The following is a 24985-nucleotide window of genomic DNA, read 5'->3' as shown; positions in this document are numbered from 1 at the left end:
TCATCGATCGGATCCCACCGCGATCGGAGCATTGTGGTCGTTTCTACGGAGGTCGCTATGATCGCTGATACAATCAGGACTATCCTCACAAACTTGCCGGCGTTCCTTTGCATCGCCGTCCTCATCTGCGCCACGTCGATCAGGCGCGATCAACATTGGGCACGTCGATACCTATCCTGGATCCCGCTATTGGCCGTCGGCGTCGATGGCTTGTGGGCGGGTCTTTTCCATGTGTTTTTCCCCGCAATAGCATCGGCGCAGATCGGATGGCAGCAGAGCCCGTTCGAGTTTGAAGTCGGCGTTGCCGATATCGCGCTTGGCGCGGTCGCCGTCTTTGCATTCTGGCGCAGCCTGTCGTTTCAAAGCGCTGTCGCGCTTTACGCGATCATCTTTTATGTAGGCGTCACGGTGGGTTATTTTGTGCAGGCGTTTCAGAACAATGACTACGCCGCTGATAATTTCGGCCTGTTGCTTGCTCTAACGATTGCCCGCGTCATAGCGTTGTCGATCCTGCTGTGGGTGGCCTGGAAGCAATCTCCATCCGCACGACCTCTGGAGGGCGACCGTGCTCGCGCATAGCCCCAAGCATGCCTACAGGTGGCTAATCTCCGCCTTCGGCGGCTGCGTGCTGATTGCGTTGGGAGCGGCACTTGCTATCGACCAGCTCGGCTACCCGCTACCCTATCGCTGGATGTTTCTGATCCTGCTCCTGCCGGCAGCCAGCGCGATCTGGGATAGCGTTCGGGTTGCAAGGATCATCGGCTGGCGAAGCATTCAGCCGTTGTCGCGGCTGATCGCTGGCGCCATCTTTGCCCTCGTCGGAATACTGTTGTCGCTTGGGCTCAACACCGGCCTCATATTGCCTGCGTTGACCATCCTGCTTGGCTTGGCGACGATCTTCCGCGCAGTCCTGAACAGGATTGACTGATCCTCGCTCGAGCCTGCAAGGCGATCAGGAGGCATTGCACGTCATCGTCGGAGGAGCATTGTCACCCAACGTGGTGTCATAGAGGCTCGCGGAATTCCCCTTGGTCCACCAGATATATTTTCCAGCCGCATAGCGTGTTCCCGAGCCTGATATCACCGACGTGAACACCAGCGGCTGCGGCTGTTTGGGCAGAGCCACGAGCGCGATAAAGTTTGGATCAGCGTTGACATAGGTCACCGCAAGCTTGCCCGCTGCTCCGCAGTTGTAATCAGCCTGCATGCGTTCGATTTTCGTTTTGCTGTGGAGCTCGATCGTTCCGTTCTCTGCGGCATTTGCCAAGTTCGCTGATAGGCAGGAACTGGCGAGGCAAACGGTAACAGCGATAGGTTTCATCTCTTGATCCTCAATTTGTCGCCCAAAGGGCGGACGCATCGACAAACGCGGTCGCCGATGATTGCCGGAACTCGGATGTCGGCGTCAGTTTCAAAGTCTGACTTTGCCACTTTTTGTTCTATAAGAGCGAAATAATCTGATCCTGTTTTCATCGCATACCCAGAAGTGGTGATGCGGTAACGGGTCTATATCGGCTAATCCCCCGGCCATCGGAGCATACCGACCGGCCATCAGTGGCTTGGGACGCTCTCCGGTCGGCAACCGACGCTCTCCCAAGACGACGATTGTCCGACAGACCCGCATTCAACCGTAGTCCAATCGAAATGCAGATCGAGCGCAACCGCCCCCAGCACTCAACACATCTGGAGTAAACATGAACACGAAATTTGCAGTCATCCTCGGCGCTGCCGCGCTGTTCGCGGCACCGTGTATCCCTAACGCAGCGCCGCTGATGCCGACGATCGAGGCGCCTTCCGCGATCACGCTGGTCGCCGGCGGCTGCGGCCCCAATGCGTGGCGCGGTCCTTATGGCGGTTGCCGCACCACGCCGTTCTATGGCCGGCTTCCGAACGGCTATTACCAGGAGCGGCCCGTCGCCAGCAACGCGTGCCCGCCCGGCTACTGGCGTGGTCCCTGGGGCCATTGCCGCAACACGCCCTATCACGGTCGCCTGCCCAACGGCACCTGGAAGTAAGGGCGGAGCCGAAAGATGACTGTCTCGAAACTCTCCGGCGGGCTCGCGCTCGCACTGACCCTGGTTGCTGCTTCCGTTGTCCCCGGCCATGCCGATATCGCCAAGATCGGCATCCTGTCCTGTGACGTGTCCAAGGGCATCGGCGAGATCCTCGCGCGCAAGCAATCGCTGACCTGCCAGTTCAAGCCGGACGGCGGTCAATCCGAGACCTATGTCGGAAACATCGACGAATACGGCATCGAGATCGGAAAGGTCGATCAAGGACACCTGATCTGGGGCGTCGCGTCAGCAACGCGCGGGATTCCTCAAGGCGCGCTTGCGGGCACGTATGTCGGCGTCGCCGCGGCGCCGCGCTTGGCGTGGGCGCCGGAGCGAATGCTCTGGTCGGCGGCAGCAAACAGTCGTTTTCGCTGCAGCCGATCTCGGTTGATGGCGAGACTGGCATCAACATCGCGACCGGTGTCGTCAAGGTGACGCTCACGGCCGCCAACTGAAGAACCCTCACGAAGTTGGAGAACTGACATGACCGAACTGACACTTTCACGCAGAAACATGCTTGCCGCTGCGGGCGTTGTGCTCGCCGCAGGCTCGGCTGCTGCCCTCGTATCGTCTCCTGCCATGGCGGACCAAGGCAACATGGATGCCGCGTTGCGCCAGCTCCAGAACGCATTGAATTCGCTTCACCGGGCGACGCCGAACAAGGGCGGACACAAGGAGCGTGCCGCCGAACTGGTCATGCAGGCCATGGCCGAAGTTCAAGCCGGCATCGACTACGCCGCCGAACATGGTGGCGGCTGATCGCCGAGCCTTGCGCAACGCTACTCACAAAGGAATTCGACAATGATACGCATGAATCCAATAGGACTGTTGTTCGCCGGCTCGCTCACGCTGCTGGCGGGAACCGCGCTGGGGCAGGATGCTGCCAAGGCACCCCATGTGCCCCTGCAAAAGACCGTCGGCCAAGTCCGCCAGCAGGCGCCCGTCGCATCACTCCTCGTCGTCAACGCCGACGGTGCGAAGCTGGAAGGCGACAAACTGGTCCTGACGGGCGTCTCAACCAACTCGATCATCTTCTCCGATCGTCCGACACGCGCAGCCGGTCACATCGCGATCGACGAAATCGTCAAGCAATGGGGCGCTGGCGCCGACAGCTTCGACAAGGACCCGCCGAATGCGACGGTGTCGGTTCTTGGCGGCGGCTCGAATGTCAGCGACGCCGTGGTCACGCTCAAGTCGCCCAAGCTTGATGGCACGACGCTGACGTTCGACGTTTCCGTGCTGGAAGGCAATCTGACCGGCGCGACCGGTCCCGCCGCCTTGTTTATCGACCATTGGCGCGGTTGGAACAACGCTGGCTGGTACGCACTCGGCGCCGCCTCCGGTGCGGCGATCGGAGCATCGTTGGCCGGGCCTCGCTACGTCGAGCCCTACTATCCGGCGCCGGCATACTATCCTCCTGCAAATCCGTGCCCTCCGGGCTGGTGGCTCGGCCCATGGGGTCATTGCCGTGACACGCCGTATCATGGCCGTCTGCCGGATGGTCAGTGGCAGTGATCATGACGACAGAGGCGGCCATCGCCGCCCCATCTCAAGCTGCATGCAGCGCTCTTTGAAATCAATGAACCGGGCGATCAGCCCTATTGGACGACCATCATGACCCGAATCCGCTTCATAGAACCGCCCAGGCACAGGTTGGCACGGGCGAAGGACATGCTCCGGCCGCTGCTGGGATATGGGCTCGCGGCTCTTGTCGTATGGGTACTCCTGACCTGGGGCCCGGCGAGAGCCAACGAAGCGTTCTACCAGCCCGAGAGCGGGGAACTCGCAGGGCGTCCCGGTTCCGTCATCCGCTCGGAGGCCATGCCGTTCTCTCGGCGGGGTGCCACCGCGTCCCGCACCCTCTACCGTTCAGTCGGCTTGCATGGAGAGGCGATCGCGGTCTCCGGTGTCTTGATCGTGCCGGCCGATGGAGACAACACAAACCGTTCGATCGTCGCCTGGGCACATCCGACCAGCGGCGTTGCCACGGCCCGCGCGCCGTCTCTAAGCCGCGGGCCGGGCCAGCGTCGCCGTTCGACGAGGCTTTTTGGTTGAGGTTGGGGCGCGCGGTTGCCGATAGAGAACGTGCTCCGGTGCAACGGTGGCCAATCGCAGCAATTCTTTCCGCCAGAGCACGCAAAGTGGGCGGCGCCCGACTTGAAGGACGCCCAGCTTTATCTTGTTCCGAAGATGGGCCACGCGCTCGATCCAGCCTTCAACCAAAGTCTAGTCGAGCGCCTTGCCGTGTTTCTCTTCAACCGAGATCAACACGAAGGCGCTGAGGTTCGCCTGATAAGGTGAAAAGTCTACTTTTGGTCGCATTGACTCGACGGCATAAGCTGATGCTAAATTGCAGGTATTCTACAGATAGTGCGGGGGCGCTTGTGGAGCTCAATTCGATAATCGGGGATATCTACGACGCCAGCGAGAATGATGACAACTGGCTGGCGGTTGGAAAACGCCTCTTCGAGCATCTGGGCGCGGACGCCGGCAGCCTTCGCCTCCAGGCAGGTGGCGGCAGATCCGTGAACGTCTTTGAAACGCGCGCCGAGAACGATTACTATGTCGAACACTACCTCCAACTCGATCCAATCAGAGCCGCCTTGTCCAGCCTGATGAGGCGAAACGAGGCGGATGGTACAGTTCTGTTGGATGAGGAATTGGTAGAGAGCGAGGCTTATCACCGGACCAAATTCTATCGGGACTTCGCCAAGCCGCAGGGTCAGGAACACATGATTGTTGGCCTTGTGGGCGACAGTCACCGATCGATTGTCGGATTCTATCGACAAGGTCTCGCATTCGGTGTTCGCGAACGCGCGGCCCTCTTAACCTTGCTGCCCCATGTCCGGCGTGCGCTGCAATTACGCGAGCGGCTGCATTGTGCCGACTTTAACGCGCGGTTGGGATATGCCGCTTTCGAAGCCCTTCCCGGTGCCGCGATTGTGGTCGACGGCGACTGCAACGTACTATTTGCCAATTCGTCGGCGAGGAGAGCACTTTGCTACCGTGATCGACCGGTCTGCCTTGCGACCAGTCCCACTTCGGGAACGAAGCTCGCCGTCGACAATCGTGGCGAGATGAAGCGACTGCGAGCCATGATCCGCGATGCCGCCGCGACAGGTTTCGGAGGAGCCATGCGAGTTGAATTCGATATGCTCGGCAACAGCGGTCGCATCGGCCAGTATGCGATTTTCGTGTCGCCGCAGTTTCCAGATCGTTGTGATGCTTTAGCCGAAGGTGGCAGTGTGCCGGTTCTGGTCCAGATCAGCGAGTTGTCGTCTCCTCGAGCCGCAAGGCCATCGCTGCTAAGCGAACTGTTCGGCTTGAGTGCGGCAGAGGGAGCCGTCGCTGCGGCTCTCCTCGGAGGTCAAAGCGCCGAGGCAGTCGCGCGCGAACGGGATGTTTCGCTCGACACCGTCCGAACGCAGATCCGCACGGTGCTGCGGAAATCCAATGCCACGAACCTACGGGATTTCGAGCGCATGGGTGCCCTCCTGGGATCGCTGGGCTCCCATAAGGGCGTTGCATAATCTCGCGACGGATCGAAGGTCGCATGTCTTTCCTGACATGAACGTACGCGATGACGTCGCCTTGTCGTCTAAAGGTGATCGCCTGGGCCATCCGCAAGAACAGCCTCGAGCTGATGGCGGAATTGAATGCCTTCGTGGCAACTCACAAGGTAGGCACCGCCTTCGGCAACATTCTCCGGAGCAGCTTCTTCAAGCAGGACAAGATCGTCAAACGCGCCTATTCGCCCTCGGGCGCCGAGCGCTTCCAGACGCTCATCGCGGTCTTCCGCAAATACGGCGACGCCTACACCTTCGATTACCTGATGCTGATGGCTCAGGGATATCAGGAATCGCAACTCGACCAGTCCAGGCGATCGCCGCGCGGCGCGGTTGGCATCATGCAGATGCTGCCATCGCCGGCCAAGGACAAGGTCGTCGCCATCAGTGGCATCGATAAGGACCCGGATCGCAATGTAGAGGCCGGCGCGAAATATCTGCGCCATCTGATCAAGACATACATCGACGACGAAGAGCTATCGCCAACGGACCGACAGCTTTTCGCCTTCGCGGCCTACCATGCCGGTCCCGGCAACCTCCGGAAGTTTCGAGAGAAAGCGAAGGCGATGGGACTCGATCCCAATGTCTGGTTCGGGAACGTCGAAAACGGTGCCGCGGCGATCGTTGGACGCGAGACGGTGCAGTATGTCAGCAACATCTACAAATACTACGTCGCCTATTCCCTGCTTGTCGATCGAATGGGCGAGCTAAAGCAGGTAGGACTTCCTCAGGCGGATTAGGTGATGACGGATCACAAGACAGTGGCGGCGCGGTTGGCTTCCACGTTTCCTTATGACAGCTTGCGCGATCACAGCTAGCGGCGTGTGGCCCAGCTCAAGCCGCGGCGCAGTATCAGCGGCATGTGGGGATGATCGAATTCGCCGGCGATGTGACCGAGCGCTGAATAAAAGACGCGACCGGCGCCAAATCGGCGTTTGAAGACGACCGGCATGGTCACGTCGCTGGCCGCAGGGTCATGTTCGCCGGTGAAGGTGGTGGTCGCGAGGATTTCGATCGAAGGGTCGTAGTGCAGGTAATATTGCTCGGACCGATAGTCGAAATCCGGGATGCCCCGCATCACAGGGTCTTCCGGGCGGGTCACGGCGACGCGAAAATCGATGATATTGCCGGGATGGGCGACCCAGGTGACGCCGGAGACATAGCGGAACGGCGCGCTTTCCTTGAATGAAGTCGCGAGCGAGCCATGATGTCCGCCAAGCCCGAGCCCTCCGCGGACGGCTTCCACCAGGGCGTCAGCATGGGCCTTTTCGAGGCTTTCGCCTGTGATCACGGGCACGACAAGATCTGCTTGAGCAAGCTGCGGCGAACCGAAGATGCCGAGATCATTGGTGACTTCGGTCTGGAAGCCGTCTTCGGCGAGAAGGCCGGCGACGATGCCGGCGCATTGCTCTGGCTCGTGACCCTTCCAGCCTCCCCAAACGATGATCGCCTTGCGCATGATCTTTCCTATCTCTTATGTACTGAACCGCCGGGGCTGTGGCGCGCCGGCGATTCAACAAAGTGCATGATCTCAGCTGCGGATCGTGGCTTTCCCTTCTTCGACCAGCCGCGCCGCGGCTTCGGCGGGCGTCGTGCGCTCAAATGCCAGCTCGTCGGCGATCGGGCGCAGCACGCGCTGGTCGAACTCGGTCGATCCCAAAGGCGCGGGTGCCGGGTAGTCGCCCACCTGATCCTTGAGCAGGTTCACGTATTTCACGGTGTCCTGCTCCGTCGGGTTCAGGTTCGGCAAAATCGCCTCGCGGACGGCCGGCGACAGCGGCACGCCGCGCTCGACACCAAGGATCTTGCCGGCCTCTGGGTCGTTGACGAAGAAGCTGATGAACTGCGCCGCGGCTTCGCCTTTCTTAGTCGTCGCGCCGACGCTCCAGATGAGAGCCGGGCGATAGTAGTGGCCTGACGGCCCGCCTTTTTTCTCGCGGGGCAGCATGGTGATGGCGAGCTTGTTCTTCGAGAGAAGCTGGTAGCCGACGAGCTGGTTGGAATAGGCCATGCCCATTGCCGACTTGCCGAGCGCCAGGCAATTGGTGTCGATCGTGTTCTGGTCCAGTGTCTGCACGTCGGCGGCGACGGTTCCGCCCTTCTTCCGCAGGTCCTCCCAGAAGCTGTACCACTCCTTGGCGTCTTCGACGTCGAAGCCCAGCGCCGCATCCTTGTAGAGGCTCTTGCCGCGCTGCCGCAGCCAGGCGTCGAACACGTATGTGTAGCGCGCGCCGTAGGGGCCGCCCGCGTAATTGGTCTTGCCGACCGCCTTTGTGAGCTCGACCGCCAGCTTGGCATACTCGTTCCAGGTGAGGTCGGGCGTGGGCAAGGGGATGCCTGCCGCCTCGAATGCCGTCTGATCAAAGAAGAGCGCGAAGGAATTGAGGCCAAGACCCACGCCGTAAAGCTTTCCGTCCACGGTCGTCAGTTTCAGTATGTCCTTGCCGAAGGCATCGACCTTCAATGTCGAGGGCACGAATTCATCGAGCGGCAGGCAGGCGCCGCGCTTGGAATAATCCGAGATCGTTCCGGGCTCGAGCTGAAACACATCCGCGATCGAGCGCCCGGCCATCTGTGTCGCAAGCTTGGTCCAGTATCCGTCCCCGCTAAGAGACTCGCCGATGATCGACACATCAGGCGTCTTGCTTTGATAAAGCCTGGCTACATCGAGCGTGCGCTTCGCCCGATCGTTCGAGCCCCACCACATGGCGCGCAGTTGCGTGTCCGCCGCGAAGGCCGGCATGCCGGCGCCGAGTGCAAGGCCGCTTGCCACGCCGGCGGAGCCCACCAGAAATGAACGTCGATTGATCTGCATGCTGATTCCTCCGGTTGTCTGCCCGGCGTCCTCCAACGCCTTTTGGGCATGTGGCGGGAAGATTACGCAAAAACTTTCCGTTTGCAATAAAATATCTTTATGTTGCAAATTTGCGTAATTTGCATAACTCTGCGTTTATGAGCGAGATTAAATCAAAGCGGCCGCGTCAGGCCGATATTGCCGCCGCCGCCGGCGTCTCCGTATCGACCGTGTCGCGTGTGCTGGCGAATGAGCCTGGTATCAGCGAAAGTGTTCGGCAGCACATACTGCGGGTCGCGGCCGAGCACGGTTACCAGACCAAAGGCTCCTCGGAGCCAATGTCTGGTGGTCTTGCCTTGATTGCCAGCGACGGTGCGACCGGTGGGCTGAGCGTCTTTTACGAAACGATCGTCGAAGGCTTGCGGGCGGGCGCGGCGGACGCGGGCATGTCCTTCGAAGTCAGGCTGGTGCGTGAGGACCGCGCGATGCCTGATGTCATTCGCGACCACATGAAGGCCACGAACGCGGAAGGCCTGTTCCTGGTCGGTATCGACCCCAACCCTGCGCTTCGACAGTGGATAGAGGCGGAGAAGATCCCGGTCGTTCTCGTCAACGGCACCGATCCGCAGCTTCGCCTTGACGGCGTCTCTCCCGCCAACTTCTTCGGCGCCCTTCAGGCCGGCGAGAGGTTGCTTGCCGCCGGACATCGCAAAATCCTGCACTTTACCGGCTCGCACCGCCACACCATCCGCGAACGCGTCAGGGGCTTTGACGCGGCGATCGCATCCGTGGAGGGAGCCGCGAGCAGGATGGTCCCGATGAGTTTTCAAGGCAGTGCCAGCCGGGAAGCCCACGAGTTGATGGCCGCCATCCTGGGTGAAAACGCGGGCTTCACTGCCGCCTTCTGCATGAACGACTTCATTGCCGTCGGTGTTCTGGAGGCAGTCACCGAGGCGGGCCTTCGCGTACCTGAGGACTTCGCGATTGTCGGCTTCGACGATCTGCCCTGCGCCTTGATGACCAATCCGCCGCTCTCCACCATGCGTGTTGATCGGGGCGCTCTCGGCCGCGAGGCCATCGGCCTGATGATCGACAGGTTCAATGATCGGACAGCACCGGCCCGCCACGTATGCCATGCGGTCGTCCCCGTTATTGGGGGCACCGTGCCAATGCTGAAAACCGATGAGTGATAGAGATGACCTATGATCCCGTCAGCGCCAATCCGTTAGCAGGCAATCCGCTGGAGACGCGCGAGGATATGAGCCGCGCGCTCCTCGACCTCTTCGATCCGTTGCTCCCCTATTTCTCAAAGGGCAATGCACGCGTTCGGCTGGATGGTGCCGGCGCCCATTTTGATCGCGCGGCGGCCGACCTGGAAGGGTTTGCCCGCCCTCTTTGGGGGTTGGCGCCGTTTGGAGCGGGAAATGGCGACTTTGCCCACTGGCAGCGTTTTGCGGAGGGGCTTGCGAACGGCACGGATCCCGAACACCCGGAATATTGGGGCACAGTGAATGGCCGAGACCAGCGAATGGTCGAGCTCGCGGCGCTAGGTTTCGCGCTGGCGCTTGTCCCCGAAAAGATCTGGGAGCCTCTGAGCGACAAGGCGCGGACAAATGTCATCGCCTATCTCAAGCATGCGCGGCAGTTCGATTATGCGGATAACAACTGGAAGTTCTTCCGAATCTTCGTCGACATCGCCCTTGATCGTGTCGGTGCCGATTTCGACCGCAGCCTGACGAGGCAATATCTCGAGGAGCTTGAGGGCTTCTACATCGGTGACGGCTGGTATCGCGACGGCAACGTGCGCCGCATCGACCACTACATCCCCTTCGCCATGCATTTCTATGGGCTGATCTATTCCAAGCTTGTCGATGACGACTACGCGAAACGCTACCGCGAGCGCGCCGTTCTGTTCGCCAAGGACTTCCGCAACTGGTTTGCGCCCGATGGCGCGACCATCCCCTTCGGCCGCAGCCTGACCTATCGCTTCGCTTGCGCCGGCTTCTGGTCCGCGCTCGCCTTTGCCGATTTGGAGGCGCTGCCCTGGGGCGAGATCAAGCACCTCTGCCTGCAGCACCTGCGCTGGTGGAAGGACAAGCCGATGACCAATCGCGACGGCATCCTGTCGATCGGCTTCGGCTATCCGAACCTGCTGATGTCGGAAAGCTACAATTCGGCGGGATCGCCCTATTGGGCGTTCAAGGCCTTTCTGCCGCTGGCGATCCCGGATGACCACCCGTTCTGGACCGCGAAGGAGAAAGCGCCTGCACCAAGCGAAAGCGTCTCGCCGCAGCGCCATCCCGGCATGGTCCTGATGCGTGCCGGTGGCGACGTCGTGGCGCTGTCATCGGGACAAGAAAATCTCCAGATGCGGTTTGGGTCCGAGAAATACGCGAAGTTCGCCTATTCGGCACGCTATGGCTTCAGCGTCGAAGCCGATGAACGGAGCTTCGCCGGCGGTGCGTTCGATTCCGCGCTCGCCTTCAGCGACGATGGATTGCACTGCCGCGTGCGCGAGACCAATGCCGAGGCGAAGCTCGCCGGCGACGTGCTTTTTTCGAGATGGTCGCCCTTCAAGGATGTTTCCGTCGAAACCTGGCTGATCCCCGCAGCGCCCTGGCACATCCGCGTCCACAGGATCAATTCGCCGCGCCCGCTGCAAACCGCTGAAGGCGGCTTTGCGATTGCCAAGCGAGACTTCGATCTGGATGTGCTTGAGGCAGGGCCGGGCAGCGCCCACGCCATCGGCGCTGCCGACTTCTCCGGCATTGTCGATCTGGGCTCTACGGTAAAGCGAGCCGGCCTGGCGCAGAAAGCTCTGCCGAATACCAACCTGATTGTCGCCAAGACGCTGGTTCCTCAATTGCGCGGCGAAATCCCGGCCGGCGAGACCGTGCTCATCACGGCCGTGCTCGCGCTCGATGATCCGGCCGCATCTTCCGGCGCATGGGCTAGGCCTCCGGCAGCACCTGATATCTCCGCGCTTGAGGCCCGCATAGCCAGGGACGGCCTAACCGTCAGCGCCATCGAAGCGCCGGGGCAGATGCCATGAGCCGACCGGGTATCGCGCTTGCCATGCACCCGGGTCGCACGGAGCACGTTCTTCCCGATCGCCTTCTCGACCGGCTGGAAAGTCTGGGTCGATTGCTTGACCGAGAGCCGCTGCAGACCTTCGCCGACGAGCGCGCCAGGCGCATATTGCCCGAAACGGAAATCCTCATAACCGGATGGGGCTCCCCCTATGTCGGCCGCGATGTGCTTTCGGCGGCCGGGGGACTGAAGATCATCGCCCACGCGGCGGGAACGGTGAAGGGCCTCATCGACGAAGACGTATTTCGCGCAGGCATCGCCGTCAGCCACGCGGCCGAGGCGAACGCGATCCCCGTGGCCGAATTCACGCTTGCCGCCATCCTCTTTGCCGGCAAGCAGGTCTTCCGGTTTCGCGACACTTACGTGGCGGACCGCAACCGCGATCGCACCCACCCGATGCAGAAGCTTGCGATCGGAAACTATGGCCGTACGGTCGGCATCATCGGTGCGTCGCGTATCGGCCGGCGCGTGATCGAATTGCTGAAGCCCTTCGATTTCAAGGTCATCCTTTTTGACCCGACGTTGAGCGCATCGGCGTGTGCGGCGATCGGCGTTGAAAAGGCTGATCTTGATATGCTGATGCGTAGTGCCGATATCGTCTCGCTGCACGCGCCTTCGCTGCCATCGACGCGCCACATGATCGACGCCCAACGGCTGGCGCTGATGAAGGACGGAGCGACGCTCATCAATACGGCACGCGGCGCCATCATTGACGAGGCGGCACTTCTCGCCACGCTTTCGACCGGCCGGATCGATGCGGTCATAGATGTGACCGACCCCGAGATTCCTGAACCGGCATCCGCCTTCTACGACCTGCCGAACGTGTTTCTGACACCCCATATCGCAGGCGCCGTCGGCCTTGAGCGGACGCGATTGGGTGAAATGGCTGTCGACGAGATAAAGCGATACTTGAGCGGCCAGCCACTGCAATACGGGATCACGCTGGCCGACCTCGATAAAATGGCTTGAGGTCGTATAAGGCCAAAGGCCGGTTCCCAGCGCCTCAAGGCGGCAGCGATACGGAGCTACGGATGGTGGGACTGTAGCGGACACTCCGCTGAGCGAGAAATCCCAGGAGTGAGCACGGTGTCCATTTCTTGCTCCGCCTCATGGCTTTGCGCGCCTGACCGGTCGACACATCCGCAGGGGTGGTTCATGAAAACCGGGTAAGGTCGTGAGTTGTGACGCGCATCATAGCTGCACCTGGACGGGTGAAAGGCAGTGGATCGCATAACATCTCCGCTTATCTGGCTGGATTGAGAGGCGGATCCATGGGGCTGTTTGGAATTCTGCTGGGACTTGGATTGCTGATGTGGTTCGCCTACCGCGGCTGGAGCGTGCTGCTTCTGGCGCCTGCGGCTGCCCTCATCGTTGCCGCGGCCTCAGGCCAGCCGCTGTTGCCACACTGGACCTCGACGTTCATGGGCGGCACGGCGCGGTTTGTGACGCAGTGGTTCCCGATGTTCCTGCTCGGCGGCATCTTCGGCAAGATGATGGATGACAGCGGCTCCATCACCTCGATCGCCCGTTTCCTGACAGAGCGGCTGGGCGTGAAGCGAACCATGCTCTCCGTGGTGCTCGCCTCCGCCGTCGTCACCTATGGCGGCGTCAGCGTGTTCGTCGCCTTCTTCGTGCTCGTGCCGATGGCGCGCGAAATGTTCCGCGCCGCGAACATCCCGGCAAGATTGATGCCGGCGGCGATCGGCCTAGGCGCGTTCACCTTCACCATGTCGGCGATGCCCGGTACGCCCTCGACGAACAACGCGATACCGATGCCCTATTTCGGCACGACGACCTTCGCCGCGCCCGGCCTCGGCATCATCGCTTCGATCATCACCTTCGCGTTCGGGATGTGGTGGCTGGCCCATATCGAGGCGAGGGCGCGCGCCGCCAATGAGGGGTACACGGAGGACGAAACGCCTGTCGTCATCAGCGAGAAGGTGCGCGAACAGGCAACAACCTCGGGCGATTTCGACCCGAGCGAACTGACCCACGGCAAGAAGAGCGACCAGGGCCCATCCTTCCTCTTCGCAGTGCTGCCGCTGATCGTCGTCATCGGTGTCAACTTCCTCATGGCGCTCGTGGTGTTGCCCCGGATCGACTTCTCCAGCGCCGAAGCAGCACTTGGCATCAATATCACCTCGACGATCGGCGTCTGGGCCGTTCTGATAGCGCTCGCCGCGGCGATCGTCACCGTGATCGGGCTGAATTACGGACGGTTGGGCGCATTGCGCGAAAGCCTCGATGCAGGCGCCAATTCGGCCGTCTTGCCGATCATGACCGTTGCCAGCCTCGTCGGCTTCGGCGCGGTGGTGGCGGCGATGCCGGCTTTCAACGTCGTGCGAGATGCTGTCTTGCAGATGCCCGGCGGCCCGCTCGTGTCACTGGTCGTGGCGATGAACGCGCTGGCGGCGCTAACGGGTACGGCCTCCGGCGGCATGGCGATCGCGCTCAACGCGCTCGGCGCCGAATATATGAAGCTTGCGGCCGAACATGGTATCGATCCGGCGCTCATGCACCGCCTGACGACGATCAGCGCGGGTACGCTCGATGCCTTGCCGCACAACGGTACGGTGCTTCTGCTCCTGCAGATCAGCAAGCAGACGCACTCGGGAAGCTATCTGGACATGGTGATGACCGTGATCGTCGGCGTCATCATCTCGCTTGTCGCGGTCTTCGTGCTCGGGTCGATGTTTGGCTCGTTCTGAGCAGACCGACCGCAGTGCCAGCATCAGTTCGATGGAGTGCCTGAACTACTGGATGTCAATCGTTCCTATTCGACCAACCTTAGGGAGATTCGTGCCATGAAGAAGATGCCTCTCTTGATCCTCGCGCCGGTGCTTATGGCGAGCACGCCGGCATTCGCGCATGTTGGCCCTGGTGATCACGGGTCTTTCGTTTCCGGGTTCCTGCATCCCCTTTCGGGGCCAGATCATGTTCTCGCCATGGTCGCGGTCGGTCTTGCGGCGGTCATGCTCGGCAACCGGGCGCGGCTCGCTATCCCCGCGGCCTTCGTCAGTGTCATGATCCTCGGTTTTGTCGCAGCACTTGCGGGTATGCACTTGCCTTTTGTCGAGCCGGTCATTCTTGCCTCGGCTGTCGTCATCGGTCTGCTGGTCGCCGTTGCGCGGCCGGCGTCGCCCACGCTGGTCGCGGCCATTGTCGGCGGCTTCGCATTCTTTCACGGGCATGCGCATGGCGCCGAGATGGCGGGTGCGAACGCTTTGTCCTTCGGCGTAGGCTTTGTGCTGGCGACAGCATTCCTGCACGCCGTGGGGATGGGAATGGGTATTGCCGCCGGTCGCCTGACGCGAGGAACGACAGCCTTGCGGATCGCCGGCGGAGCGACGGCGCTTGGCGGCGTGCTGCTGCTGGCGAGCTGAAGGGCATGGGCATTTGAAGCCCGGGGGCCGGTTTCGGTCCGGCCACGGGCGATCATTTCGGGAGATCTATGTGACGTTCCAACCAACATTGGGCCAACCAACATCGAGCGGTTTGCCGCTTCAGTTGCTACGACTGGTCAGTCCAAGCCAGCCGGTTGGCGCGTTCGCCTATTCCCGTGGCCTCGCATGGGCGGTCCACGACCGGACAGTTCGCGACGAGGCGACAGCCCGCGACTGGATCTTCAGGCTGATCGAACACAGCTACGCCGTCTGCGATGCGGCACTGTTCTTGCGCATGATGCATGCGCTCGAAGTGGGTGACCGCCCAGCCTTCCTGAAAGCCGATGCATGGCTGTCGGCGGCGCGCGAAAGCAAGGAGGTCGAGCTGGAGGACAAGCAGATGGGCGCGTCGATGCTGACGGTTCTTTGCGATCTCGGCGTCTCTGCCGCGAAGACCTTCAGCGGCAAGAAGCTGACCTACCCGGCGGTTTTTGCGCTCGCGGCCACGCATTGGAAGATCGCGCCTGCGGATGCGCTTCGCGGGCTGCTGTGGAGTGCGGTGGAAGGGCAGGTATCGGCCGCCATTCGGCTGGTGCCGTTGGGACATACGGCCGGCCAGCGCCTTCTGATCGCGGCGGCTGACGTCATCGAGCGCGCGGCGCGCACGGCGGAGACGACTGGTGACGACGAGATCGGCAATGCGGCGCCGGCAATGGCGATGGCAAGCGCATGGCATGAAACGCAGTACAGCCGGCTGTTTCGTTCCTAGGCGCTGACTGGGCCAAACGGGCGGCGCCGATGCAGTCGAATTGATCCGAGGAGGAAGAGTGCATTGATTTCGTTGTTCCGCGGCCTTCGGTCCATTCTCATACTTGCTGCCGCGGGTGTGCTGTTCGGTGCCTTCCTGATGTTTTGGGAGGCGATCTTGATGCTGGTGGAAACCTTCCGGATGACCCGGCTCAATCCGGATATGTCGGTCATAGTCTCGGTCCTGCGGGCGACAGACAAGATCCTCCTAGGCATCGTCCTGATGGTTGTCGGCTGCGGCATCGCGCTTGGCTTTGCCCTCGATATCCCGCCGGAACAGCGATCGAGACTACCGCAGTGGATGATCATCGATACCGTCGCGGAACTGAAGAACCTCTTCTTTCAGATGATCATTCTCTATCTGGTCGTGCACTTCGCGGCGCAGGTAGGCGAAATGCAGACGCCGCCGCAGTGGGAGGCACTCGTGCTGCCGGTCTCGGCGCTGCTCTTGGCAGGCGCCATGAAGTTGACTGCCAGCTCGCACCATCTTTCGGAAGGTACGCGACACGAGAGAAGCGAGAAGCAGAAACCAGGCGATCAAGCGTGAACGCGCTTTGTGCGACCACGCCCGAGCTTGAACAGCAGATGAAATGTCGAGGTAGCAGAGGGACAGCAAGGGCCGCGAGGCCGGATTTAGGAAGGTTTATCGCCGATGGCTGATGGTTGGCATGCCGAGCTAGATTTGTGGTTTGCGAGCTCCCACGGGAAGACGCGCCTGATGCGCCGGCGCCATGTCGGGCCGCTGGCTGTGCAGCGCGCCTTTCATCCTGAGGACGATGGTTCGGCTCATGTCTACATCCTGCATCCGCCAGGCGGCGTGGCAGGCGGCGATGTTCTCAACATAACCTGCGGCCTCGCGCCCGAGGCGCGCTGCGTACTGACGACGCCTGGCGCGACCAAGTTTTACCGCAGCGAAATCGGCACGAGTACGCAGCGCATACGGATCGATGTCGGCGCCGGTGCGGTCTGCGAGAACCTTCCGCAGGAGACGATCCTTTTCGAAGGCGCGGATGCCTCGATAAGCACAAGCGTTACGCTCGGCGAAGACGCGGCCTATGTCGGCTGGGATTTCGTGAGCCTCGGCCGCCCGGCCGCCGGCGAGGGGTTTGCTGCCGGACGGCTCGCCCAGCGCGTTGAAATCTTTCGCGGTGATGAGCTGATCTGGTTCGAGCGAATGGCGTTTTCTCACGCGCCTGATGTTCTGGACGCGCCGGTCTTCTTCGCCGGAAAGCCCATTGTCGGAACGATGGTCTATGCGGGTCCGGCGCTGGAAAACACCGTTCAGCATATCCGTGACGAACTCGGCGAGAGGGCGCGCGGCGTCTTCTCGGCCAGCCAGCTCGAGCGCGTGATCGTCTGCCGCTATCTCGGAAACCGCATGTCGGAGGGCAAGGCACTTTTTCTGCAAGCGTGGAGCATTCTTCGCGAACGCGGCCTGATGAAGAAGGCCGTCGCTCCGCGCATCTGGGCAACGTGAACAGCAAAACAAGGAGGCAAGCTCATGGAACTGCTACCCCGTGAAAGAGACAAGCTCCTGATCTTTACGGCCGGATTGGTCGCGGAACGGCGCAGGGCGAAGGGTCTGAAGCTGAACTATCCTGAGGTCATAGCCTATATCTCGGCAGCCCTTCTGGAGGGTGCCCGCGAGGGGCGAACAGTGGCGGACCTCATGTCCTATGGCGCGACGCTGCTGACCCGCGAGGAGGTCATGGAGGGCGTGCCCGAGATGATCCACGACATCCAGGTGGAAGCAACCTTTCCCGACGGCACGAAGCTCGTGACCGTCCACAACCCGATTCCCTGAGGAGGCCATCATGATCCCCGGCGAATATTTCATCGAGAGTGGCTCGATCGACATCAATGCTGGCCGACAGACGCTGAAGGTCGATGTCGCCAACTCCGGCGACCGACCGATTCAGGTCGGTTCTCACTACCATTTCTACGAGACCAACGAGGCGCTTCTGTTCGACCGCGAGCCCACGCGCGGCTTTCGGCTCAACATCCCGGCCGGTACGGCGGTTCGCTTCGAGCCTGGGCAGGAACGAACGGTGGAGCTCGTGGCGCTCGACGGCAAGCGTGAGGTTTACGGGTTCAACGCCAAGGTCATGGGCAAGCTGTAGGAGGCTATGATGGCAACGATCACAAGGCAGACCTATGCCGATCTCTACGGCCCGACCAAGGGCGACAGGCTTCGGTTGGCCGATACCGAGCTCGTCATCGAGATCGAGGAAGACCGCACGGTTTACGGCGAAGAAGTGACCTTCGGCGGCGGGAAGGTGATCCGCGACGGCATGGGGCAGGGGCAGCGCCCCTACGCCGAGGTCGCCGACGTCGTCATCACCAATGTCATCATCATCGACCACTGGGGTATCATCAAAGCCGATGTCGGCATCAAGAACGGACGCATCTCCGGGATCGGTAAATCGGGCAATCCCGATATCCAGCCGGGCGTCAACATCGTGGTCGGCGGTGCGACGGATGTGATCGCGGGCGAGGGCAAGATCCTCACCGCCGGCGGGATCGACACGCATATTCACTTCATCGCGCCGCAGCAGGCGGATGAAGCGCTTGCGAGCGGCACGACGACGCTTGTCGGCGGCGGCGCCGGCCCGACTGTCGGCACGCTTGCGACCACCGTGACAGCCGGCCCATGGGCGATCCACCGCATGCTGGAAGCGGCGGAAGCGCTGCCGATCAACGTCGGGTTGCTCGGAAAGGGCAATATCAGCCTGCCCGATCCGCTGCGCGAACAGGTGCGCGCCGGTGTGGTCGGACTGAAGCTTCACGAGGACTGGGGCACGACGCCGGCGGCGATCGACAATTGCCTGACGGTGGCCGACGAGATGGACGTGCAGGTGGCGTTGCACAGCGATACGCTGAACGAAAGCGGTTTCGTTCGCGACACCTTCGCGGCCATGAAGGGACGCACGATCCACAGCTTCCACACCGAGGGCGCCGGCGGCGGCCACGCGCCTGATATCATCACGGCGGCGGGCGAGGAGAATGTGCTGCCATCGTCCACCAACCCGACGAGACCCTATACGATCAACACCGTCGACGAGCATCTCGACATGCTGATGGTCTGCCACCACCTCAGCCCCCAGATCCCGGAGGACGTCGCATTCGCGGAATCGCGCATTCGGCGCGAGACGATCGCGGCCGAAGACATTCTTCATGATCTCGGTGTGTTCTCGATGATGTCGTCGGACTCTCAGGCGATGGGCCGTATCGGCGAGACAACGCTGCGCTGCTGGCAGACGGCGCACAAGATGAAGGTGCAGCGCGGTCCGCTGCCCGAGGATAGCGGCCGGAACGACAACTTTCGCGTGAAGCGTTATGTCGCCAAATACACGATCAACCCGGCCCTGACACATGGGTTCGCCGACCAGATCGGCTCCATTCAGGTCGGCAAGCGCGCCGATCTGGTGCTCTGGAAGCCGGCCTTCTTCGGCATCAAGCCGCAACTGGTTCTCATCGGCGGCATGATCGCGATCGCTCCGATGGGCGATCCCAACGCATCGATCTCGACGCCGCAGCCGGTGCACTATCGTCCGATGTACGGTGTGCTCGGCAGGGCGCTCGGCTCGACGGGGGTCACCTTCGTCTCGCAGGCGGCACTCGACGATGGGATCGGCGAGAAGCTGAAGCTCTCCAAGCAGCTCGCTGCCGTGAAAGGCACGCGGACGGTGCGCAAGAAGGACATGGTGCACAACAATCTGACGCCGAAACTGGAGGTCGATCCGCAGAACTATAATGTCCGCGTCGATGGCCAGCTGATCACCTGTGAGCCGGCGGATGTGTTGCCGATGTCGCAGCGATATTTCCTTTTCTAGCCGCAGAAAAGCCCGGGCGTGAGGTCGCGCCCGGGCCGGACCAACACGCCGCGGGAACGAGGCACGCTGTCTCTTCCAGGCCGAGCCAAGGAGCAGAGATCAATGAATTTGGATCGTTTCGGTGATCATCCATCCTTGTTCTTCGTGGATTGGTCGTTGCGCGGCGTTGGCCAGGTCGTCTTCCAGAACAATCCGCTGTCGGGACTTGTCATCATCGTGGCACTTGCCTGGAACTCATGGATCTATGCCGCGATCTGCGTGCTCGGCGTCATCGCCAGCACCGCGACCGCGCTTGTTCTGAAGGCCGACAGGGCGGTGATGCGTGACGGGCTATATGGCTTCAATGGCGCGCTGGTCGGCCTGGCGCTCGTCGCCTTCACCAGCGAGGATTTTCGCACGGGCGCCATCCCGTCGGTCGCCATGGTCGTCTATCTCGTCTGCGCCGCCGCCTTCACGACCATGGCTTTTGCCAGCATGGGCGCGGTTCTGGCACCCTACAAGACCGCGCCTCTGACGATGCCTTTCGTTCTCGTCGGATGGCTGTTTCTATTCGCGGTGCTGAAATTCGACGCGATCGATGCGGGGCCGATGGCAAAGCCTGTCTCGCCCGAGCAGTTTTCCGATACGGTCCCCTATGTCTTTGCGACCTGGTACGAGGGGATAGGGACCTCGATCGGGCAGATATTCTTCCAGGACAACTGGATTTCCGGCTACCTCATCATAGTCGCCATCGCCCTGAATTCCCGCATCAGCGCCGCGATGGGCCTGCTTGGTGCTGTGGTCGGCACGCTGGTGGCGGCCGTTTATGGCGGTCCGGAGGGCGCGGTTCGCGATGGTCTCTTCGGCTACAACTCCGCTCTCACAGCGATGGCGCTGTGTGGTGTCTTCCTCGCCTTCAATTGGCGCAGCCTGATTTATGCGGTCTTCGGCGCCGTCATCTCCAGCTGGCTCTGGGCCTCGGTCGCGATTTTCCTTACACCGATCGCAATGCCGGTCCTGACCTCCACCTTCGTGCTGGTCACCTGGCTGATGCTCTTGGGGCAGGGCGCGTTCAAGGCGCTTGAGCCGGCATCCGCGGAGTAGCCCGCTGCTCCGAGCACAGCCGAGCCGGATAGAGCCGGCGCAAGCACCTATTCCGCAGCGACGTTGGTCACCGGATCGGGTTCGACACCGAAGAGCCGTTGCTTGAGTGTTTCGCGAAGGCTCTGAACGACCAGGTAGAGAACCGGGATCACGACCAGCCCGAGAACCGTGCCGAGAAGCAGACCCCCAAGAACGGTGGCGCCGATCGCCTGGCGGCTTCCCGCTCCGGCGCCGGTTGCGACCACCAGCGGCACGACACCCAAGATCGAGGCGAGTGCTGTCATCAGCACGGGCCTGAAGCGTTGGGACGTCGCTTCGGAGGCCGCCTCAAGCGTGCTCATGCCCTCCTCGCGACGCTCCTTGGCGAATTCGACGATCAGGATCGCATTCTTGGCCGCAAGGCCGATCAGCAACAGCATGCCGATCTGCGCGTAGATGTTGAGATCGATCCCGCCGATGACGAGCGCGCCCAGTGCGCCGACCACCGCGACCGTGACCGACAGCATGACGGCAACGGGCACGCTCCAGCTTTCATATTGCGCAACGAGGAAGAGATAGGTGAAGACGATGCCGGCGATCAGAATGATCACGGTCTCGTTGCCCGATTGCTGCTCCTGAAGCGCGAGCCCGGTCCATTCGAAGCCGAAGCCGTCAGGCATGGTTTCATTGGCGAGGTTGCCCATGATCGTAAGTGCCTGGCCGGAACTGGTGCCGGCGGCCGCCTGGCCGTTGATCGAGGCAGATGAAAACAGGTTGTAGCGGTTGACCGAGCTCGGCCCATAGATCGTCTGAATAGAGATCATGCTCTGCAGCGGAACGAGCTCGCCGGACTGGCTGCGCACGCGCAAGCGCTGGATGTCGTCGATGCGCTGGCGATAGGCCGGCTCGTCCTGTAGCCGTACTTGGTACACCCTAGAGAAGATGTTGAAGTCATCGACATAGGCCGATCCGAGATGGGCCTGCAACGTGCTGAAGATCGCCGCTGGTGAGACGCCGTAGAGGTCGGCCCGCTTTCGGTCGATGTCGAGATAAACCTGCGGCACGTCGGCGGAGAAGGTGCTGAAGACGCCGGCAAGGCCGGGTGTTCGGTTTGCCTGGATAATCAGGTCGCGCATGACCTCGGCGAGAGCCTGCTGGCTCTGGCCGGCGCGCGCCTGAAGGCGGAAGTCGAAGCCGCCAGTCGTGCCGAGGCCGGGGATAGCCGGTGGGTTAAAAGGCACGATCGATGCCGTCGAGATGGCCGCCAGTTGCGGGCGCAGCTTGGCGATGAGCGCGAAGGCGCTCTGGTCGGCTGGGCGCTCGCTCCATGGCTCCAGCGCGGAGATGATCATGCCGCTGTTCGATCCGCCGCCGCCCACCATGCTGACGCCGGCGATGCCGATCGTATTGGCGATCCCAGGCGTCTGCTGCAGGAGCGCGCTGACTTGCGCGATCGTCTGCTGCGTTCTCTCCAGCGAGGCGGCGTTCGGAAGCTGCACGTTCATGAACAGGTATCCCTGATCCTCTGCCGGCACGAAGCCGGTAGGGAGAACGCGGTAAAAACCGTAGATGCCGCCGATAACGGCGACGAACAGCACGCCGGCAAGCACGAGACGCCGGGCAAGCATCATAAACATGCTGAGGTAGAAGCGGCGGGACGCCTCCAGGCCGTTGTTCATCCGGCCGAAAAGGCCCGTCTTGCGTTCAGGTGCCGGCCTCAGGATGAGCACGCAGAGCGCCGGGCTTAGTGTGAGTGCGTTGATGGTCGAAAACACCACTGTCACGAGGATAGTGACGGCAAACTGGCGGTAGAGTTCTCCGGTGATGCCGGCCAGGAAGGCTACCGGGACGAAGAGTGCTGCGAGAACCAGTGTGGTCGCGACGATCGGTCCGGTGACCTGCTGCATGGTGGCGAGCGTCGCGGCTCGTATATCCATCGCCTTTTCGCTCATCAGTCGCTGGGCGTTCTCCACGACAATGATGGCGTCGTCGACAACGAGACTGATCGCCAGGATGACGGCAAAGAGGGTGATCGTGTTCGCCGAATAGCCGAGAACGTAAAGAACGGCGAAGCCGCCGATCAGGGAGACCGGGATGGTCAGCGTCGGGATGACGGTGGCTCGCCAGTCTTGCAAGAACGCGTAGACGACGGCCACGACGAGCACGAAGGTGATGGCGAGCGTCACGAAGATCTCGCGGATGGTTTCGCGCACGAAAGAGGTCGTGTCGAAGACCAGCGTATAGGCGACATCGTCGGGGAACTGCTTCGAGAGCCGCTCGACTTCGGCAAGCACGGCGTTCGATACCGCAAGCGCGTTCGCATCGGATGCCTGATAGACGACGACGGTGGCGCTGGGACGGCCGTTCAGCGTAGAAGCCGTGTCGTAGGACTGGGCGCCGAGCTCCACGCGGGCGACATCGCGTAGCCGGACAACGCCCCCATCGCGATTGCTGCGAACGATGATATCTCCGAACTCGGCGGCATCCGCAAGCCGTCCACGCGCCGTCACCGTGAGCTGCAGCTGCTGCCCGGTCATCGCCGGAGGCGAGCCGATCTGCCCGGCAGAGGCCTGGGCATTCTGCGCCCGGATGACGGTCATGAGATCGGCCGCCGTGACGCCCAGCGCTTCCATGCGATCAGGCATCATCCAGATGCGCATGCTGTAGGTCGGCCCGAACACGGCGGCTTCGCCAACGCCGGGAAGGCGGGAGATGGCGTCGCGAATGTTGATCGTCGCATAGTTGCTGATGAAGACTTCGTCGCGGGTGCCTTTCGGCGAATAGAGTGCAAGGCCGAGCAGCATGCTGGACGATCGGCTGCGCACCGTTACGCCCGCCTGCGTTACTGCGGCCGGCAGGCGGGGGGTCGCGAGCGCGAGGCGGTTCTGGACATTGACTTGGGCAATCGCGGGATCGGTGCCTGCTTCGAAGGTGACGGTCAGGCTGTAGGTGCCGTTGTCGGAGCTCGAGGAGGACATGTACATCATGCCTTCCACGCCGTTGACCTGCTCTTCGATCGGCGCGCCGACGCTGTCGGTCATCACCTGCGCATTGGCACCTGGGTAACTGGCGGTGACCTGCACTTCCGGCGGCGTGATCTGCGGGAACTGCGCGACCGGGATCTGCAGGAGTGCCACCGTGCCGGCGATAAGCATGACGACCGCGATCACCATGGCGAAGCGCGGCCGACCGATGAAGGGAGCGGAAATATTCATTTCGCCACCGCCGGCTGGGACGCGTTCTTGTCCTCGATGATTTCGACCGTGGTCCCCGCGGCGACGTTCTGAAGCCCTTCGATGATGACGCTTTCACCACCCTTCAGTCCGTCCTCGACGATCCAGCTTCCCTCTCGCTGCTCGGAGACGCTGATCCTGCGCTCCTCGGCTTTTTTGTCAGGTGTCACCAGCATGACGTACTTGCCCTCGCGGTCCTGTTGCACCGCCCCCAGCGGAACCGTGGGCAGTTCCTTCCGCGCGGTCTCGGATACGACGACGGTGACGAACTGGCCCGGGATCAGCAGGAAATCGCTGTTTGGAAAGACCGAGCGGACGGCAAGAGTCCCGGTGCCATCATCCACCTCGTTTCCGAGGAAGGCGATGGGTGCGTTTTGTGGATAGATTTGTCCGTTGGAGAGCCTCAGACGCGTCTGGTAGCGCTGGGCCAGCTCATCCTTGCTGACATTGCCGGCCGCTTCGCGCAGATCCAGCAATGAGCGGTCACTGACTGAAAAGACCACCCTCACGGGATCCATCTGCACGACACGCGCCAATGCGGGCGAGGCGGTGGTGACGAAGCTGCCGGGGGAGAAGGCGGCTGCTCCGATCCGGCCCTTCAAGGGCGCCACGATGCGGCTGTAGCTGAGATTAAGCTCGGCCTGCTTGACGGCCGCTTCGGCCGATTGCAGGTTGGCTGCGGCTGTGTCCCGCGCGGTTTCGCTCTGTTCGATCGTTGCGCGCGCAACGGTCTGGTTGAGGGACTGGTTGCGCACCATCTGGCGTTCGGCATCAAGGAGCGTCGCCTTGGCGCGGGCAAGGTTGGCATTGGTGTCGGCCAAAGCGATCTCAAGCGCCCGGCTGTCGATCTTGAAGAGCTCCTGGCCTTCCTCGACGACGGCACCTTCCTCGAACAGCCGCTGATCGACGAAGCCATCGATCCGGGAGCGGATGTCGACGGCATTGAGCGCTTCCACGCGCCCTACGAACTCATGCTTCGGCGAAACGTCTTCGACTGCAACGGTGATTGTCGCCACTTTCGGCACATCCTGTGCCTGTGCCGTTATTGAATGCGAGGCTGCGATGAACGAGGCGAGAAAGAAACCAGAAAATCTGCCAGGAATTCCCATCCGTCACACTCCTGAAAGCGTCAATGGCCATGGCCGAAGCGGTGGATGGAACGC

Annotated in this window: 24 protein-coding genes and 2 pseudogenes; 21 read left to right on the top strand and 5 right to left on the bottom strand. The window is 61.8% G+C overall.

Features of this window, described 5'->3' with window-relative positions; all coding sequences use genetic code 11:
- Positions 1-57 precede the first annotated feature (57 nt).
- On the top strand, positions 58-579 hold the full coding sequence (locus tag ACVTFQ_RS23785; protein WP_113177001.1) for a DUF6790 family protein: 522 nt from the start codon (positions 58-60) through the stop codon (positions 577-579).
- Positions 566-928 carry a hypothetical protein gene (locus tag ACVTFQ_RS23780; RefSeq protein WP_113177000.1) on the top strand — a complete coding sequence of 121 codons (363 nt, stop codon included), beginning with the start codon at positions 566-568 and terminating at the stop codon, positions 926-928. The genes ACVTFQ_RS23785 and ACVTFQ_RS23780 overlap by 14 nt, the downstream gene beginning before the upstream one ends.
- A 24-nt stretch (positions 929-952) precedes the next feature.
- On the opposite strand, the gene ACVTFQ_RS23775 is transcribed toward ACVTFQ_RS23780, so the two are convergent.
- Positions 953-1321, bottom strand: coding sequence for an MliC family protein (locus ACVTFQ_RS23775; protein WP_162741244.1), 369 nt, complete (start codon positions 1319-1321; stop codon positions 953-955).
- 373 nt (positions 1322-1694) lie between these two features.
- On the opposite strand from ACVTFQ_RS23775, the gene ACVTFQ_RS23770 reads away from it, so the two are divergent.
- From ACVTFQ_RS23770 to ACVTFQ_RS23740, 7 genes and pseudogenes are all read left to right on the top strand, one after another.
- Positions 1695-2015 (top strand): GCG_CRPN prefix-to-repeats domain-containing protein, encoded by a 321-nt coding sequence (locus ACVTFQ_RS23770; RefSeq protein WP_470424030.1) that lies wholly within the window; start codon positions 1695-1697, stop codon positions 2013-2015.
- Positions 2016-2030: 15 nt separating this feature from the next.
- Positions 2031-2509 (top strand): annotated as a pseudogene (locus ACVTFQ_RS23765) (DUF992 domain-containing protein).
- Positions 2510-2537: 28 nt separating this feature from the next.
- The gene (locus ACVTFQ_RS23760) at positions 2538-2813 is read left to right on the top strand and encodes a hypothetical protein (RefSeq protein WP_052214222.1); all 276 of its coding nucleotides are present in this window, start codon (positions 2538-2540) and stop codon (positions 2811-2813) included.
- A 42-nt stretch (positions 2814-2855) separates the two neighbouring features.
- Positions 2856-3485 (top strand): annotated as a pseudogene (locus tag ACVTFQ_RS23755) (hypothetical protein); the annotation flags it as partial.
- A 183-nt stretch (positions 3486-3668) separates the two neighbouring features.
- Positions 3669-4109, top strand: coding sequence for a hypothetical protein (locus tag ACVTFQ_RS23750; RefSeq protein WP_162741246.1), 441 nt, complete (start codon positions 3669-3671; stop codon positions 4107-4109).
- A 329-nt stretch (positions 4110-4438) separates the two neighbouring features.
- Entirely contained in the window at positions 4439-5584 is a 1146-nt protein-coding gene (locus ACVTFQ_RS23745) for a helix-turn-helix domain-containing protein (RefSeq protein ID WP_162741248.1), read from the top strand.
- Between the two features lie 50 nt (positions 5585-5634).
- Positions 5635-6360 carry a transglycosylase SLT domain-containing protein gene (locus ACVTFQ_RS23740; protein ID WP_470424029.1) on the top strand — a complete coding sequence of 242 codons (726 nt, stop codon included), beginning with the start codon at positions 5635-5637 and terminating at the stop codon, positions 6358-6360.
- A gap of 74 nt (positions 6361-6434) precedes the next feature.
- Here the strand turns inward: ACVTFQ_RS23740 and ACVTFQ_RS23735 are convergent, their stop codons facing one another.
- Positions 6435-7079, bottom strand: coding sequence for a ThuA domain-containing protein (locus ACVTFQ_RS23735; protein ID WP_113176996.1), 645 nt, complete (start codon positions 7077-7079; stop codon positions 6435-6437).
- Between the two features lie 72 nt (positions 7080-7151).
- Positions 7152-8435: an ABC transporter substrate-binding protein gene (locus tag ACVTFQ_RS23730; protein WP_113176995.1), complete on the bottom strand. Its 1284-nt coding sequence runs from the start codon at positions 8433-8435 to the stop codon at positions 7152-7154.
- A 137-nt stretch (positions 8436-8572) separates the two neighbouring features.
- Between ACVTFQ_RS23730 and ACVTFQ_RS23725 the strand changes: the two genes are divergently transcribed.
- The 12 genes from ACVTFQ_RS23725 to ACVTFQ_RS23670 all read left to right on the top strand — a co-directional run bounded on the left by ACVTFQ_RS23725 (position 8573) and on the right by ACVTFQ_RS23670 (position 20610).
- Positions 8573-9604 carry a LacI family DNA-binding transcriptional regulator gene (locus tag ACVTFQ_RS23725; protein WP_113176994.1) on the top strand — a complete coding sequence of 344 codons (1032 nt, stop codon included), beginning with the start codon at positions 8573-8575 and terminating at the stop codon, positions 9602-9604.
- 5 nt (positions 9605-9609) lie between these two features.
- Positions 9610-11466 (top strand): DUF2264 domain-containing protein, encoded by a 1857-nt coding sequence (locus ACVTFQ_RS23720; protein ID WP_113176993.1) that lies wholly within the window; start codon positions 9610-9612, stop codon positions 11464-11466.
- Positions 11463-12473: a hydroxyacid dehydrogenase gene (locus tag ACVTFQ_RS23715; RefSeq protein ID WP_113176992.1), complete on the top strand. Its 1011-nt coding sequence runs from the start codon at positions 11463-11465 to the stop codon at positions 12471-12473. The genes ACVTFQ_RS23720 and ACVTFQ_RS23715 overlap by 4 nt, the downstream gene beginning before the upstream one ends.
- A gap of 302 nt (positions 12474-12775) precedes the next feature.
- Complete coding sequence (locus tag ACVTFQ_RS23710; protein WP_112949266.1) at positions 12776-14212, top strand: GntP family permease; 1437 nt, start codon at positions 12776-12778, stop codon at positions 14210-14212.
- 96 nt (positions 14213-14308) lie between these two features.
- On the top strand, positions 14309-14887 hold the full coding sequence (locus tag ACVTFQ_RS23705; protein ID WP_113176991.1) for a HupE/UreJ family protein: 579 nt from the start codon (positions 14309-14311) through the stop codon (positions 14885-14887).
- 70 nt (positions 14888-14957) lie between these two features.
- On the top strand, positions 14958-15656 hold the full coding sequence (locus tag ACVTFQ_RS23700; RefSeq protein ID WP_470424028.1) for an urease accessory protein UreF: 699 nt from the start codon (positions 14958-14960) through the stop codon (positions 15654-15656).
- Positions 15657-15719: 63 nt separating this feature from the next.
- Positions 15720-16241, top strand: coding sequence for a YqhA family protein (locus ACVTFQ_RS23695; protein WP_111562412.1), 522 nt, complete (start codon positions 15720-15722; stop codon positions 16239-16241).
- Between the two features lie 171 nt (positions 16242-16412).
- The gene (locus tag ACVTFQ_RS23690; protein WP_413392645.1) at positions 16413-17171 is read left to right on the top strand and encodes an urease accessory protein UreD; all 759 of its coding nucleotides are present in this window, start codon (positions 16413-16415) and stop codon (positions 17169-17171) included.
- A gap of 24 nt (positions 17172-17195) precedes the next feature.
- Positions 17196-17498 (top strand): urease subunit gamma, encoded by a 303-nt coding sequence (gene ureA, locus ACVTFQ_RS23685; RefSeq protein ID WP_018897749.1) that lies wholly within the window; start codon positions 17196-17198, stop codon positions 17496-17498.
- A 10-nt stretch (positions 17499-17508) separates the two neighbouring features.
- Positions 17509-17814, top strand: a complete 306-nt coding sequence (locus ACVTFQ_RS23680; protein WP_047511344.1) for an urease subunit beta — start codon at positions 17509-17511, stop codon at positions 17812-17814.
- 9 nt (positions 17815-17823) lie between these two features.
- Complete coding sequence (gene ureC, locus ACVTFQ_RS23675) at positions 17824-19527, top strand: urease subunit alpha (protein WP_018897751.1); 1704 nt, start codon at positions 17824-17826, stop codon at positions 19525-19527.
- A 102-nt stretch (positions 19528-19629) separates the two neighbouring features.
- Positions 19630-20610: an urea transporter gene (locus ACVTFQ_RS23670; RefSeq protein WP_113176988.1), complete on the top strand. Its 981-nt coding sequence runs from the start codon at positions 19630-19632 to the stop codon at positions 20608-20610.
- Positions 20611-20657: 47 nt separating this feature from the next.
- Here ACVTFQ_RS23670 and ACVTFQ_RS23665 read toward each other — a convergent pair whose 3' ends face one another.
- Positions 20658-23804 (bottom strand): multidrug efflux RND transporter permease subunit, encoded by a 3147-nt coding sequence (locus ACVTFQ_RS23665; protein WP_113176987.1) that lies wholly within the window; start codon positions 23802-23804, stop codon positions 20658-20660.
- Positions 23801-24838 carry an efflux RND transporter periplasmic adaptor subunit gene (locus ACVTFQ_RS23660; protein ID WP_470424027.1) on the bottom strand — a complete coding sequence of 346 codons (1038 nt, stop codon included), beginning with the start codon at positions 24836-24838 and terminating at the stop codon, positions 23801-23803. Before ACVTFQ_RS23660 ends, ACVTFQ_RS23665 begins: the two co-directional genes overlap by 4 nt.
- Positions 24839-24985: the final 147 nt, after the last annotated feature.

The sequence above is a fragment of the Rhizobium sp. O111 genome (assembly GCF_055616315.1).
This window is presented reverse-complemented; position numbering and strand designations above follow the sequence as displayed.

Coding starts and splice junctions, on each gene's coding strand:
- ACVTFQ_RS23785 (WP_113177001.1), top strand. CDS start 58: ATGATCGCTGATACAATCAGGACTATCCTCACAAACTTGCCGGCGTTC.
- ACVTFQ_RS23775 (WP_162741244.1), bottom strand. CDS start 1,321: ATGAAACCTATCGCTGTTACCGTTTGCCTCGCCAGTTCCTGCCTATCA.
- ACVTFQ_RS23770 (WP_470424030.1), top strand. CDS start 1,695: ATGAACACGAAATTTGCAGTCATCCTCGGCGCTGCCGCGCTGTTCGCG.
- ACVTFQ_RS23760 (WP_052214222.1), top strand. CDS start 2,538: ATGACCGAACTGACACTTTCACGCAGAAACATGCTTGCCGCTGCGGGC.
- ACVTFQ_RS23750 (WP_162741246.1), top strand. CDS start 3,669: ATGACCCGAATCCGCTTCATAGAACCGCCCAGGCACAGGTTGGCACGG.
- ACVTFQ_RS23740 (WP_470424029.1), top strand. CDS start 5,635: ATGACGTCGCCTTGTCGTCTAAAGGTGATCGCCTGGGCCATCCGCAAG.
- ACVTFQ_RS23735 (WP_113176996.1), bottom strand. CDS start 7,079: ATGCGCAAGGCGATCATCGTTTGGGGAGGCTGGAAGGGTCACGAGCCA.
- ACVTFQ_RS23730 (WP_113176995.1), bottom strand. CDS start 8,435: ATGCAGATCAATCGACGTTCATTTCTGGTGGGCTCCGCCGGCGTGGCA.
- ACVTFQ_RS23725 (WP_113176994.1), top strand. CDS start 8,573: ATGAGCGAGATTAAATCAAAGCGGCCGCGTCAGGCCGATATTGCCGCC.
- ACVTFQ_RS23720 (WP_113176993.1), top strand. CDS start 9,610: ATGACCTATGATCCCGTCAGCGCCAATCCGTTAGCAGGCAATCCGCTG.
- ACVTFQ_RS23715 (WP_113176992.1), top strand. CDS start 11,463: ATGAGCCGACCGGGTATCGCGCTTGCCATGCACCCGGGTCGCACGGAG.
- ACVTFQ_RS23710 (WP_112949266.1), top strand. CDS start 12,776: ATGGGGCTGTTTGGAATTCTGCTGGGACTTGGATTGCTGATGTGGTTC.
- ACVTFQ_RS23705 (WP_113176991.1), top strand. CDS start 14,309: ATGAAGAAGATGCCTCTCTTGATCCTCGCGCCGGTGCTTATGGCGAGC.
- ACVTFQ_RS23690 (WP_413392645.1), top strand. CDS start 16,413: ATGCGCCGGCGCCATGTCGGGCCGCTGGCTGTGCAGCGCGCCTTTCAT.
- ureA (WP_018897749.1), top strand. CDS start 17,196: ATGGAACTGCTACCCCGTGAAAGAGACAAGCTCCTGATCTTTACGGCC.
- ACVTFQ_RS23680 (WP_047511344.1), top strand. CDS start 17,509: ATGATCCCCGGCGAATATTTCATCGAGAGTGGCTCGATCGACATCAAT.
- ureC (WP_018897751.1), top strand. CDS start 17,824: ATGGCAACGATCACAAGGCAGACCTATGCCGATCTCTACGGCCCGACC.
- ACVTFQ_RS23670 (WP_113176988.1), top strand. CDS start 19,630: ATGAATTTGGATCGTTTCGGTGATCATCCATCCTTGTTCTTCGTGGAT.
- ACVTFQ_RS23665 (WP_113176987.1), bottom strand. CDS start 23,804: ATGAATATTTCCGCTCCCTTCATCGGTCGGCCGCGCTTCGCCATGGTG.